Source organism: Leptolyngbya sp. NK1-12, from assembly GCF_032598965.1.
Taxonomy (GTDB): Bacteria; Cyanobacteriota; Cyanobacteriia; order Elainellales; family Elainellaceae; genus Elainella.
Genome location: NZ_CP053587.1, coordinates 849,132 through 863,140, shown reverse-complemented (window position 1 = coordinate 863,140; position 14,009 = coordinate 849,132). Strand labels below are relative to the sequence as shown.

Here is a 14,009-nt window from a genome sequence, read left to right as displayed (position 1 = left end):
CCTCAAAACGGTTGGTAACGAACCGAGAAATACAGCCCACTATCTTGCAATGAACTACCCTCATCCTCAACATCGACTAGAGGAAAACCATAGTCAACCCGAACCGACAAATCAGGTGTAATCAGCCAGCGCAGACCCAGACCTAAACTGACCAGCGTATCCGGGTCGGGGTCGGGGGTGTCATTGTTCCAGCCGTGGCCTGCTTCGACAAAGGGAATGATTTGCAGGCGATTGGTATTGGGCAACAGCGAAAACCGCAGTTCGGTGGCGGCTAGAAGGCCATTGTCAGTCACGAGTTGATTTTGGCGATAGCCCCGCACCGTATCGGCCCCACCAAAGCCAAAGCGCTCCAGCGACAACAGCGAATCGGGCGTCAGTTGGGTATTCAGCCGCGACACCAGCACAAACCGAGGCGACAACTGCTGTAACCATTGGAACTGACCAATCCAGGCGATAAAGCGTCCGTCGGTGCCGGTGTCGTTGATCGTAGCGTCAAAGGCATCAATGCCGATGCTGAACTGAGAGCGGGCCGCCAACACCGAACGGGCATCGCGCTTTACCCAATCCTGCGACAGCCGTACCACGGTGACGTTCGATTCACCGTCTTCGGGGCCAACCGAAAACGAGAAGGGTTGATCTTCTAGAAACGTTGTACTGCGGCGCAAATCGACTCCCAATCCTAGGGCAAATTCCTCGGTGGGGGTTCTGACAATCGGCTGGCGGAAGTTAAGGGAAAAGGTTTCCGATTCACTGCGGATATCCAGCTCTTCAAAATCGGTTTCCAGGATGCGGGAATCATCGTTGCTGTAGCCCACGCTGATCGTGCCGTCCATCGGGTTGACCGGAAGCGCAAAGCCGACATCGAAACTATCCAACCCTTCGGTAATGCCGTAGCCCGCGCTAATCTGGTCGCCGAGGCCAATCAAATTGGCATAGCTGGCTTGAATGCTGAACTGCTCGGAACCAATGCTGGGGGACTGATAGTTGTCGCCACCAATCCCCAACTGAAATGGCGATGCTTCTCGGATCTCAACGAGCAAAATATTGCGGCCCGGTGCGCTGCCCGCCGTTAGCTCAGCATTCACCTGTTGAATCAGCGGGTTGAGCTGAAGGAGTTGCAGTGCTCGTTCTAGATCGCGTTGATTCAGCGGCGTCGAGTTAGCCAGATTCAAGCGAGAGCGGACATATACCTCTTGCAGACGAGTCAGGCCGGTAATTTGAATGTCTTCCAGGGTTCCTTCTACGACCTGAATCTGCACTTCGCCATCACTCAAATCCTGATTATTGGGCAGAAAGGCACCAGAGTTAATATAGCCGTTGCCGATATAGAGTTGAGTAATCGAAGAACGCAGTGTCACTAAATCATCGAATGTGGCGGTGGGATGATTCGCTAAAAATTCCTCTACGATCTCAGCAATTTCTATGTCTAAAACCGTATTGCCCAAAACCTCTACCCGATTGATTGGAAAGCTCATATCGGATAAATCAGACGGTGCCATTTGAGGTTCTGAAGGCGACTGCAAACCGGGTTCAGGGGAATCGGCCGGTTGATTGGGCAGCGGCGATGGATCTGGGGTGGGAGTGGATTGCTCAACTCGTTCGGTTATGCCGGGGGGCAACGTTTCCTCTGGAGGAATGGATTGGGCAATAGCGCTAGACCCAATCATCACTTCACTCACGATCATCGAAACCGCAAATTTGACGACAATCACTACTTTAATGAGTAAACTCACCTCTGACCCCTTCAGAGTTTCGCACACAGAATTGCTTCTACAATACTGGCAATGGGCCAAAATCTACCGGATTTTACTTAAACTTTATTTTTCGTTGACATAGCAAGCCGAGAGAAATCAGGTCAGCGGCAGGTTGGGGAATAGGGATGAAGTAGAGATCAACTTGTCTAGGTTCGCCAGGGATTTCATAGCTGCGTTCGACTGTGCCAAAGGGAGAGAGAAACTGGTCGAGGAACTGTTTAGTGTATTGGTCGAAGCGGAGACGAGAAATATACAGTGGGGGAGCGTATATACACAGTGTATTTCAACATTGTTCCATTATTGTGTCTCTTGATTTTCGCACTCGCGGCTCATCACCAGTCGCCCATCCGGGAGTCGATACACACCTTGCGGCTCGGCAATTGGATCATCGAGTTGCCAAGTTTGATCTGTGGCAGCATCTGCTGCCGGAATGGCGCGAATCTCACCTGTAGGATAGGTAGAGGCGGCATCGTTGCCGGGAGCCGCTGGTAAACCGCCTGTGCCTGTGATCAGGAATGTGCCGCCTGACTCGGTGCGGACGATGCAGCTATTGGCGAGCAGTTGGTCGGTGTTGATGGCGTTGGTGGGCAGGTCGGAGAGGCTGTTTTGGATGAAGTCAGTGTTAGGCGTTTGCACTGTGCCTGAGCTGACTGTACCTGAAGCATCCAGGTCTACTCGATTGTTGCCGTCAGGATTGTTCTCTGTAGCAGCGTCGGGCTGATAGGTTTCGCCAAAGAAGGCAGGCGTATCGAGAATGATGTTGCCCCCACGCGCGTCTTGCGAGCGAGCTAGAATGTCGCTGTCATCGAATACTAGAATGCTGTCGGCTTGAAGCGTGATGTTACCGCCGTCACCGCCGCTGCTGGTTGTGATATCGCTGTTGTTTTGTAGACGAATATCACTGGCTGTAATATTAATAGTCCCGCCTGATGTTTGAGCTGATGTGGTGATATTGCTATTGTTGGCGTTCAGTGCTTGATCAACATGCAGATTGATGTCGCCTGCAATGCCTGCTCCCTGACTGCGGGCGGAGATTGTGGCCCGATCTGTCAGAGATAGATTTGCCGTGTTTAAGTTAATCGAGCCGCCGTCGCCACTCGAACGAGCAGAAGTGTTAGCAAACAAGCCACTTGCTGCCCCTTGATTGGAGATGAAGCTGTTGATTTGATCATCTTGGTCTAAGCGATTGATATAGCGATTAGCTCTATCAAGACGATCAGAAAAATTGACATCAGTACCAGAAAGACGAATCTCTTCGGTAACATTAAGTCTGATTGCTCCAGCATTACCAGCGCCACTTGTGCTAGTAACAACTTGCCCGCCGTCTGTTGCAGTCAAGGTTTCAGCATTGACAACGATGTTTCCAGCAGGACTATCGTTCAATGTTCTGGCAGTAACAATCCCACCATCATCAATTTCAAGATTACCAGTTGTGAGTGTAATTGTGCCTGCACGTCCGGTTGCTCCCCGTCCAGTTGAAGTTGAGACGATGCTAGAAAGTCCATTGCGATCAATTCCAGAGACGCGAATTCCATCGCTTGCAGTGATTTGAATGTCACCCCCTCTTCCTTGTCCCCCTGTTAATGGAATGCCTTGAGCATCTCGACGAGCTGAACCCACACTAGCCAATACGCTACCGCCTTCCAAGATTGTCAACCTGTCAGTCTGAAGATTAATGTCTCCTGCATCTCCTACACTACCGGCTTGACTAGCGCTAGAGATAAGTCCTTGTTGCCGCAGAGTTATACTATTACCACTAAAAATTGAAATATTACCTGCATCGCCCTGTCCATTTGTTCCCGTAAATACGCCGCTTCTGTTGATATCACCATTTGTTAAAGGAACAAAGCTATTGATATTGATTCTATCTCTCGCTCTTATTTGGACATCTCCACCTTGCCCTTGTCCAAACACTTCTGAAGAAATCGTTGCGCCATTGCGGATAGTGAGACGATTAGTATCAATTACGAGATTACCAGCATTACCAATTCCTTCCTCGTTCACGAGAGTAAGTAAGCCTGTAAATCTGTCAGTTGGATCAGGAGTATCAACCAATTCAATCGTTCTAGCACGAATGCGTAAATTTCCGGCATCGCCAATTCCTAGAGTGCCTGTGCTAATTTGAGCATTGTCCTGAACTCGTAATTGTCTTGTTCTAATATCTATATTTCCTCCACGACCTTGACCACCAGAATTAATCTGAGTTGTGATATTTGCACTGAGACCTTGCAGATCAATTTGTTCTGCCCTAATCATCATGTTGCCAGCATTACCAATTCCCTCACTTAAGGAATTGATAGTCGCGTTTCTCAGTCGTAATCCTTCTGTACTAATCGCCAGATTACCTGCATTTCCTCGTCCGCTAGCAGCTACACCAGTGCTGATAGCAGCATCTTGTAAATTGATTTGCTCTGCTCTAATTGTCAAATCACCTGCGCTACCATTTCCAGATGTAGAAGTTGTGATATCTGAATCTTCTCGCAGAAACAATGCTGGTGTTGTAATACTCAAACTACCACCATTACCTACTGCTCCTGCTGCAACGCTACTCGCTATAACTGCATCATCATCTAAGCTAATTTGTTCTTTGGCCCGAATATTAATATTACCTGCTCGCCCTTGTCCAGATGTGCCAGAAAGCAGACCTGCACCATTGTTCATAGTAAGGCGGTTTGTTATAACAGAGATGTTGCCAGCGTTTCCCTCTGCACCTCGAACCACTATAGTAAACAAACCTGTATCTGCATCTCGTGGATCAGGCGTATCAATTAGTGCAATCTCATCGGCGTATATTATCAAATTTCCACCATTGCCAACTCCAGAAGTACTAGCATCTATTTGAGCATTGTCTTGAACTTGCAACTCTCGCACTCTCAGTTCTAAATCTCCTGCATCACCTCTGCCTGTTTCATTAATCCGAGTTGAGATGCTCGTATTTAATCCTCTCAAATCAACTTCGGCAGCTTCAATCAAGATATTTCCTGCATTTCCCTGGCTGAACGTTGCTGTGGTAATTTCGCCAGCATTACTTAAGCTCAGCCGATCAGTTGTTACCTGAATAGAGCCACCTCTGCCGATACCATCTGTTTGAAGACTAGAAAACAGACCGGAAGGATTGTTGGGGCGAGGTCTACCGGAAATTTCGATCGAGTCAGTGGCACGAATGACTATATTGCCTGCTTGACCTCGTGCTTGTTGAACGTTAGCTATAACTCTGCCGCCGTTACTGAGCCGCAGTCGATTCGCTTCAATAGTAATAGTCCCACCTTGGACTGGGACGGCCATGACATCATCGTTCGTCACATTTGAGCTGATGCTACTCAATAGCAAACCACCCGGAACTGAGTCAGTACGAGAAGCGGGCGTATTAGAAGAATTGAACTCTTCTGCGGTTATAAAACCAGATATTTCTACATCATTCGCTCGAACAACGATGTTGCCAGCATTGCCACGGCTACTGGTAGAATCTGTAACAACCCGGCTGCCAGTCGTTAAAGATAAGCGTTGAGCTATAATCGTGATATTGCCAGCATTGCCCTGCCCTACGGTTCCAGTTTGGGAATTGTTAGCTGTAAGTGTACTAATTGCACTAGCATCGAGTAATGATAGCCAGTCAGATTGTATATTAATATTTCCACCTGCTTCAGCAATGCCTCTAGTATCAGACGTAATAATAGAGTCATTGAGCGTAATCCCTTCGCGAACGTTGATCTGAACATCGCCCGATCGTCCGGCATCAAGGCTAGTTGCAGCAATTTGGCTGTCTTCTTTTAATGAAAGAGATTGAGCTTGAAGATTAATGTTTCCAGCAGATGCGCGACTTATATTTCCAGCAATCAACGGATTTGCACTGGTTTGAATAGCACTGCCGCCAGCTAGAGTAATCGCACCTTGAGCAACCAAAGAAACTTGTCCAGACGAACCTTGCCCAACAGAAATAGAGCCAATAATGCTCTGGTTTGTTAAATCAATCGATTGCGCTGTAATAAAAGTATCACTACCTCTCACAGTGAAACTAGATGAATTAGTTGAGGAAATTAAGCTGCTATCTAACGTTACCTTGTCTGCTGCGTTAATATAAACACTCCCTGCATTGCGTTGACTATTATTAAAGATCGAACTTCGATTAAATAGTTGAACGGACTGAGCATTGATAGAAAGATCGTCTGTGTCACCAAAAGAATTTGCAAGCCCAATCTGAGCAATATTACTGCGATCGAGGATCAAGTTTCCCGTTAGATCAATTGCAAGATCGCCGCTGCGCCCACCCTGCTCAGCAAACAGACTAGAAAAGATGCTGCTATTCGTTAATTCCAGATTCTGGGCATGGACAGTGACAGAACCGCCAGCATTCGTGAAAATAAACGAGTTGTTCTGTAACCCTACATTAGCGCGAGCAACGCCTGTTGGAAATTCCAACTGTGGAATATTGCTGCTAGTAGCAAATTGTACTGTCCCAACTTCCGCCAATCCACCCATTTCTACGCTGCCACCTGAACTAAACAGAGTAGAGCCATTTAAAACAATATCTCCACCCACAAGCAGCAGATTTCGTCCCGGTGCAGCAGCTAATTCTCTAGCTTGACTAACAATTGCTCCATTCCCAATCTGACTGAACAAAAACGCCGAAGGATTCACCGTCAGCAGCGATGGAGCTTCCGGATTCGTCGCGCTAAAAAAGCCCTGCTCGCCAAACTGGATCGCATTTGCCGTTGTGCCTACAAACGAACCGCCTACATCCAAACTCACATTTGGGCCAAACAGAATGCCGTTGGGGTTCATGAAAAACAGATTCGCATTGCCCAACACACCCAATCTGCCCAAAATCTCCGAGCGATCAGCCCCAGTCACCCGACTGAAAATATTCTGCACATCTACCGGATTATCAAAATATGCGCCCCGTTCTTCCGGCACATCAAACTGCTCAAAACTGTGAAACAGGTTGCTGCCGCGCTGCGCCCCGCCCTCAATCACATCACTATCGCGTACGACCCCATCTCTGCCGCGAACTCGATCTGCCCGCACCCGCGAACGCTCTGCACCCAGCGTATTGTCAGGCACAACCTGAGCCTCAACTGCATCACTCAAAGCAACCACTCCAACCAAACTCCAGCAGACTAACCCTAGCTGCCAACCCTTAGCATGACGCACAACCCTAACTCCTCTAGCCACATAATAGACTAGAGCATTGTTATCACAAGCTGCTAAAATTCGCGGCTTCTGCACTAAAAATCTTTAGAAACACATCGCCTATTCAGAAGCAGAACTTTGGAATCGCTCAATCAACTCCTGCCATGACAGTTGCAGCAGCAGAGGCGTGTATTCCTCAACAGACAATTGCAGTAACGGTACGATATCAAGAATACGATATCAAGAAAAAGGCAATGTAGACTAACTCTACATTGCCACCGTCACATGTTTGTGACAAAACGATTCAGTTCAAACTTGTTGCTTCGTTATTAGCAGTCAAAGCTGTAGTACAGCGTTTTTCACTTATGTAAGGTACAGGGGGTGTGGGAGCTTCACCCCCACACAGGGGTAATGCCCCTGCACGCCGTTTTTCGTACTTCACTAGCCTGAAAAAGGCCGTATGTCTACAATCTTTCTCCAAAACAACTACGGTATACATCCAATTTCTTGTGCAGGCTCTGTCTATTCAGAAAGCTAAGCAGACAAATTATTATGACTCGGTGATATCATTGCTGCTACTGGAGAAAATCCAGAGGAGTTGCTATCAAATGGCGTCATCTCTTGCCTCTGAGGCTGTAAACCCCTTTGCTTCTGACTAAATTCTGTTCTTAAATCAGGATCACCAAAGCCCATTGCCAGCGGTCTATCAGCGTCGTCTTGATATAAAGCTTTACCACTCACCTGTTTCATAATTGGCTCTCTATTGTTTTTGTTACCATTCTTCCTGGCAAAATAGTTCACTAACTCATCACTACGGGTAATACCGATGAGACCCTGCTCTGTTCGCAGTCCTGTCAGCGGATCTGGTTGGTTCGTAACCCTAGTTTGCCCGCGTCCATTAACTCTTCTAGTTTGGGCAGCAGAAAACGCAATATACTGTGGCGTGCTCCTCGTCTGATAAAGCCGCAGGAATGCGCCCGTGGCACCGTTAAATTCAAGTACACCACCAAAGCCAGCATCGGCAACGAAGAGATTTCCCTGCGGAGAAAATGCCAGACTAGTTGGAGTTCTGAGTCCGCGCACAAATGGGATTGGGCCACGAGGTCCCCCAATAATTTCAACAGAATTCCCATTACGAGCGGTCAGCACAAAGAGCTGCCCCGAGCGGTTAAAGGCTAGATCTCTGGGTCCAGGGATGAGGAAACCAACCGTGGCCAGGATTCGACCCGTTCTAGGATCTACCCTTTCAATATTGCCCCTCACAGTACTGGCGTAAATCGCACCATCAGGGCCAAACGTAATGCCAGTTGTAAAGGTTGTTCCGATAGCTAATGGTCTGATAAATGCCCCTGTACGCCCATCGAATTCCTGAATAAATCCTTGCCTGGAGAGAGAAAAAAGGTTGCCGTTAAAACCGATCGCTAAGTCAGTTGTGCCCACGGGCGGGTCAGCAAATGGCCTCACCTGATTCTGAGCGATCCTGGCGATGATCGAAAACCGATCGCTTGCGTTTCCGACAAACAAACCATTCCTACCAACAGCTAAGCCAGTTGGAATCCCTGAAAGACGTTGTTGTGACAGTAACCGACCGGTAATCGTACTGTAGGATTGAACAGCTCCGTCATTTCCGTTGAAGTTGACTGATACAAGCAGTGTAGACATTTCAATTCACCTTTAGATCGGACCACCCGGTATGTGGGCAATACTGTAGTCGAGATAGTTTTGCCAATTGCTCATACGGCCTTCTCTGCGCTAGTTATAAAACGCAACCCCTCTTTTAAAGAAAATAGGACTTACGCAAAAGAGATCCCCCAGCCCCCTTAAAAAGGGGGCTTCTGAGGTTCCCCCCTTTTTAAGGGGGGATAGGGGGGATCGAGTTTCCAGCTTTCAAGCGCGTAAGTCCTAGAAACGTTATTGCCTTATCAAGGCCATTCGTTGAAAAAGCGTGGAGCAACAAAGGGCTGAAGTAGTGAGGCAAGGCTTGTTCCGGCATCAAACCTGCTCTACTCGTTTGTTGCTCCACGATCACCCTTCAGACTGCGGTAGGAGTTGTTGGCAGACTGTCGAGTTTGCGTTGTCCTTTAGCCTAAATTGGGAACTTGTCCCGAAGCAACGTGCTTTCCAGAGCGATAGAAATCCCTGTAAGATTAGGAACAAGTACTTCGGAACTACTCTTTGACTTCGGGACACTTCCTGCCTTTTTTGGTAGCCTCACGCTCCCTAGCATTCTTCTATGCCGAGACTGAGTACCAGCGATCGAGCTAAAATCCGAGCAGCTCGCCTTCTAGAGCAGCTAATCGCCTTCGCTAACAACGAGCGGCCCGATTGCGAATCCCTATCTAAGCAACTGATGGCCCGCTGGGATCTCCAGTCCCCTCAACCGCGGTTAATTGTCCAGACAACGCTGAATGGCTTGGCGGCCCTAATAAACCCTTCACCAGCACAGCCAAACCAGGCTACAAAAGAACATGTTCGCCATGATCTGCGCCTATTGCGCGATTTTTTAGACATTTTGGAGGATAACCGCACTAAAACCCAGGGAACCGAGCACTGGCATTTCACATTGAAGCTTTGGCACCGCTCCACTCAGCCCAATCTAGCAGCCTTTGAACGCGAGTGGCAGGCCCGCAAATCACCGTCTCCTCAGGTCAATTCCATCGTCACTCCCGCTGTCAACATCCGACAAAATCTACCCGCCCGTCAGCATACGGCCCTAATCGGCCTCAAGCCCCAGTTGATCCGCTTGCTTCACCTATTGGCCGCCAATCATCCAGCCACGCTGATTAATCTGACCGGCATCGGCGGCGTCGGTAAAACTACCCTGGCGTTAGAAGTGGCCCATCGCTGCTGGCAAGCGGCTCAACAACCAGACATGTTTCCAGAGATTCCCGGCTTCGAGGCAATTATTTTCATTTCGGCCAAAGCCGATCAGTTTGTTGGGGCGCATCGGTCTACTCGATTAAAAGCCGAACGCAACCTGCGCGATATTTTTCGGGTGATTTTCCGGACGTTGGGCGCTGTGGACATGATTCCACCCGATTTGACTGAACAGGTTGAGTGGGTGCAAGATTTGTTGGCGCGTCAACGTACATTACTGGTTCTAGATAACTTAGAAACACTGACCGAACCAGAGCAGGTTTTTTCCTTTCTCGCTGAACTGCCTGCCACGGTTAAAGCGATCTTGACGAGTCGTACTCGACTGGGATTGGGGACTGCAATTGAGCTGAGCTATTTATCACTAGAAGATAGCCTCGCCTTGATGCAGCACTATGCCCAAGAGAAAGGCGTAGACCTCACCCCCAACCAAGCCCAACTCATTCACCAAAAAGCCGGTGGCCTACCGCTAGCAATGGTCTATATCATTAGTCAAATTGCAGTTTATGATTTAACGGTAGAGCCATCCTCTACGAAGCTAACTACACCAGAACATGACCTGATTCAGTATTGTTTTGCCGAGATCGTTCAATCTCTGAAGTCTCAACCAACCCATGCGCTGCTGATGGTTTTAGCCCTATTCCCAGAATCAGCTTCTCTGGAGGCACTCCATCAGATTGCGTTTGGAGCAGCAGATGTGAACATTACGCATCAGAATTTAGAAACATTGGATCGACTCTCGCTGGTGGAATCTCACCAAGGCCGATATGATTTGCATCCACTGACAAAAACCTACATGCGAGCTGAACTAGAGATGAATCCCGAATTTGAACAAACCGTCCGGGAACGGTGGATCGCTTGGTACCTCAACTTTTTGCAGCCCTACAGTCAACAGAACTGGCGCGACTGGCAGGGATATGCTTCTCTCGAACCAGAATGGGACACAATTCGCGAAGTGATGGAATGGTGCAAAGACCACAATCGCTATCCAGAGTTTAAGCAGCTCTGGCAATGCCTGAAGGGCTACACCCAAAATTACGGTCATTGGCACGAACGCACTGCCTGGATGGACTGGCTGATGGAAGCCGCGACACAACACACCGATTGGCCTACAATGGCCGACGCCCTCTACCACGCCAGCCGCACCCTCTATCTGTTCAACCAGCCAGAGCAGACGCAACAAGCGATTGCCTTTGCTCAGCAAGCCTGGGAGCTTTCCCAATCCCACTGCAACTGGGGCTTCCAGGCCGATCTATGCATTCATCTAGCTGCCCTGTATATTCAAGATCAGCAATTTGAATCCGCCTGGGACTGGCTTAACCAAGGCGAGCGCTTGCTACACCAGTTTGACCAGCCCACTACCCACTTGGATCAATGGCTCAACATCGATTACTACAAAGCCCAACTCTGTTTACATGATCAAGACTACGAGCAAGCCAAACAATTTTATCAACAAGCCTTGCAGCACGCCGAAACCATTGAATGGCAGCGGGCAATCGTTTACATCAAAGGTGGGCTAGCCTTGATTGCGATTACTCAACAGCATCTAGACGAAGCCGAGCAATTGCTGAACTATGTGCTACAACAAGCTGAACAACACCAAGACAAACGTTGCTTAAGCTTTTGCCAAAGCTATTTTGCGCTCCTAGAACAGGCCAGAGGTAATGTATCAGCCACCCAACATTGGGCCAGAATCGCCAAAGCGAGTTTTATGGCGCTGCATATGAGAACAAAGGCGGCGGAGATGGAGGGGTTGTTGGAGGGGTAGGGGGTGAGGGGTGAGGGGTGGGGGGTAGGGGGTAGTTTGGAGTTCTGAATTTTAATGATTAGGACAGTTGCAAATCTTTTTTGGAGTTCAGCAATTTGAGGTTGTCCTCTGTCATAGATATTCTCATTCCGAACGTTGAATCGGTAATACCATCAGCGCCAGATCCTCTAACTGAAGTTCAATTCGAGGGCGCTCTGGTGACACATTGCTCAACAGGCATGAACCACAACGATTGGCTGAATTCGGTAAACATACACTAGATTGACGAGAATCCAATTGATGTAAAGTTGGTAGGCAATAAACAGAGAAATCCATAAACCCTCCTGCGAGTACTGATACAAACCAAACATGCTGACAGCACCCCCTACCCCCTACCCCCTACCCCCTACCCCCCTACCCCTTCACCTCCTGAAAACATTGCTCGAACAGAGCTTGGGTGTGGGCAAAGGCATGTTCCATAGCCTGTCGGTCGGCTTCACCTCTAAGGCCAAAGTAAGGATAGTGATCGATGAAGCGACCAAACAAGAATTGACAGTCTTGACGATACTTAGCTGTATCGAGAATATGGATATGCCAAACCTGGTCGATTTCTTGCGAAGGCACCAACTGGGCGGTGGGATAGCGATGGTGGAGAAACAAAAACCGACGGTATTGCTCAATCGCGTGGGTGGTTTGGGCTAGCGGCCAACCGGGACCTTTGTCGGGATGCATCAGCTTGAAGGCGATGGGGCCAAAGTCGATGCGGGCGAGCCGCTGTAGAAAAGCTTGATCAGTGGCGGAAAGTTGGGGGGGCATGGGATGAATTAGAAGACTAGAATTTTTTGAGGCTTTTTAAAGTGCAATAGGCAATGGTGATGCAACCCTGAGTCGTTCAATGATTAGTTAATGATGCGGTTTGGCGCATTTTGTGCACTTTAGTAAACGCTACTTGAAACAGACTGCTACACAAGTTTGCCAATCAAAACATCAATAGCTTCTCCTTCGTGGTTCCGATGCAAGGTTCTCATCGAGTTCGTAGAACGGCTGCCACCGGAAGGCGAGGAGCGGGCGCTTGAGCTAAAACTACTGCTGTAGCTGGGACCAGTTGCCGACTGAGTCAGAATATAGCGAACCTGGGCATGGGTGAGGTTGGGATTGGCGCTCAGCATCAAGGCTACAACTCCAGCCACATGGGGAGCCGCCATTGAGGTGCCGTTCATTGTGTCATACCACTTCGTGAAAGTCGTCGGCATGGTGGACCACACCCCTACTCCCGGCGCAACTACATGCTGCATGCGGCTGTCGTACCCAGCTCGGTTAGAGAAGTTGGCAATTCTACCACCGGAATCAATGGCACCTACCGAAATACCAAGATGGGTGGCATATTTAGCGGGAGCAGCGGGCGAAGCCAGCCCACTATTGCCAGCCGCGCTGACGGTGATGACATTGCGACTAGCGGCGTAGTTGAGGGCATTGATCAACTCAGGCGATTCGGTCCATCCTAGGCTCATGTTGATGACTTTCGCGCCGTTATTTACCGCATAGCGAATGGCTTCGGCTAAATTGCCTGGATTCGTAAAGCGATTGCCTCGTACATCACTGATGCGCAGCGCCATGATTTTAGCGTTGGGGGCAACACCCGTTGTGCCAAATCCGTTATACTCGGCTGCGATGGTTCCGGCTACGTGGGTTCCGTGCGCTTGCCCTGGATCGCGTGTACCTGGCAGCACGTTGTTGTTATTCTGGCCTGCGCCAAAGTTCCAGCCAAACAGGTCATCGACATAGCCGTTGCGGTCATTGTCGATTCGATCGCCAGCAATTTCTCCGGGATTGCGCCAGATGTTATCGTTGAGGTCTGGATGATAAATGTCTACGCCCGAATCAATCACAGCTACCGTCACACCTCTACCCGTCTTACCCCAGGCCCACGCTTCCTGTGCTTTCACATAATCGTTACCCCAATGAACGCCACCCCAGTTCGCCACATCCGCAAAGGCGTGGGGATAATAACCAGCCGCCCAGGCAACGGCTTTAGCTGCATTCACCAATCCATAACCGAACGTAGTATCAAATGAGCTACCCAGCAATTTACTCGCCGTTGCACTTGCTACAATGGTTTGACTTTGCTTTAAGCCCGTTAGCGAGTCTTGACCTTGTCGCGCTGCTTTCTCGGATTGTTGGTTGAGCTTTAACGGTGTGATCACCTGCTCGGTTGATGTTCGGTTCTGTACGAGCGGGGCTTCGGCGTTACCAAGGTGGTCGATGCGGTCTACTAAATTGGTTTGCCGATTGAGGTGATTTTCCTTCTCTAGCTTTGCTTGCGAGAGCAGGGTTTGTGTACGGGAAGTAGGAAAATAGGGAGAAGGAGCTGGGTCGATTTCTGGCTGAGCTAATGGCTGCGATTGAACGCAAAAGGAGACGTTGCGATTACTAGAATTGTCAAACATGGAAATACCCAATGAAATCAATAGTGGATCTCAGTTTTTGAGGTGATGCGAGTAGGC

The 14,009-nt window shown here is 49.0% G+C and carries 7 protein-coding genes; 1 reads left to right on the top strand and 6 read right to left on the bottom strand.

Annotated features, from left to right (window positions below):
- Nucleotides 1-2 precede the first annotated feature (2 nt).
- The 3 genes from HJG54_RS31835 to HJG54_RS31825 form a co-directional block, all read right to left on the bottom strand.
- Nucleotides 3-1,733 (bottom strand): ShlB/FhaC/HecB family hemolysin secretion/activation protein, encoded by a 1,731-nt coding sequence (locus HJG54_RS31835; protein ID WP_316435776.1) that lies wholly within the window; start codon nt 1,731-1,733, stop codon nt 3-5.
- 318 nt (nt 1,734-2,051) lie between these two features.
- Complete coding sequence (locus HJG54_RS31830; RefSeq protein ID WP_420717442.1) at nt 2,052-6,668, bottom strand: beta strand repeat-containing protein; 4,617 nt, start codon at nt 6,666-6,668, stop codon at nt 2,052-2,054.
- A 750-nt stretch (nt 6,669-7,418) separates the two neighbouring features.
- Complete coding sequence (locus tag HJG54_RS31825; RefSeq protein ID WP_316435774.1) at nt 7,419-8,546, bottom strand: hypothetical protein; 1,128 nt, start codon at nt 8,544-8,546, stop codon at nt 7,419-7,421.
- A 571-nt stretch (nt 8,547-9,117) separates the two neighbouring features.
- Between HJG54_RS31825 and HJG54_RS31820 the strand changes: the two genes are divergently transcribed.
- Nucleotides 9,118-11,526: an NB-ARC domain-containing protein gene (locus tag HJG54_RS31820; protein WP_316435773.1), complete on the top strand. Its 2,409-nt coding sequence runs from the start codon at nt 9,118-9,120 to the stop codon at nt 11,524-11,526.
- A gap of 209 nt (nt 11,527-11,735) precedes the next feature.
- Here HJG54_RS31820 and HJG54_RS31815 read toward each other — a convergent pair whose 3' ends face one another.
- The 3 genes from HJG54_RS31815 to HJG54_RS31805 all read right to left on the bottom strand — a co-directional run bounded on the left by HJG54_RS31815 (nt 11,736) and on the right by HJG54_RS31805 (nt 13,952).
- Entirely contained in the window at nt 11,736-11,876 is a 141-nt protein-coding gene (locus HJG54_RS31815; protein WP_316435771.1) for a hypothetical protein, read from the bottom strand.
- A gap of 43 nt (nt 11,877-11,919) precedes the next feature.
- Nucleotides 11,920-12,321 (bottom strand): glycine-rich domain-containing protein, encoded by a 402-nt coding sequence (locus HJG54_RS31810; RefSeq protein WP_316435769.1) that lies wholly within the window; start codon nt 12,319-12,321, stop codon nt 11,920-11,922.
- A 146-nt stretch (nt 12,322-12,467) separates the two neighbouring features.
- The gene (locus HJG54_RS31805) at nt 12,468-13,952 is read right to left on the bottom strand and encodes a S8 family peptidase (RefSeq protein WP_316435767.1); all 1,485 of its coding nucleotides are present in this window, start codon (nt 13,950-13,952) and stop codon (nt 12,468-12,470) included.
- Nucleotides 13,953-14,009: the final 57 nt, after the last annotated feature.

Coding starts and splice junctions, on each gene's coding strand:
- HJG54_RS31825 (WP_316435774.1), bottom strand. CDS start 8,546: ATGTCTACACTGCTTGTATCAGTCAACTTCAACGGAAATGACGGAGCT.
- HJG54_RS31820 (WP_316435773.1), top strand. CDS start 9,118: ATGCCGAGACTGAGTACCAGCGATCGAGCTAAAATCCGAGCAGCTCGC.
- HJG54_RS31815 (WP_316435771.1), bottom strand. CDS start 11,876: ATGTTTGGTTTGTATCAGTACTCGCAGGAGGGTTTATGGATTTCTCTG.
- HJG54_RS31810 (WP_316435769.1), bottom strand. CDS start 12,321: ATGCCCCCCCAACTTTCCGCCACTGATCAAGCTTTTCTACAGCGGCTC.
- HJG54_RS31805 (WP_316435767.1), bottom strand. CDS start 13,952: ATGTTTGACAATTCTAGTAATCGCAACGTCTCCTTTTGCGTTCAATCG.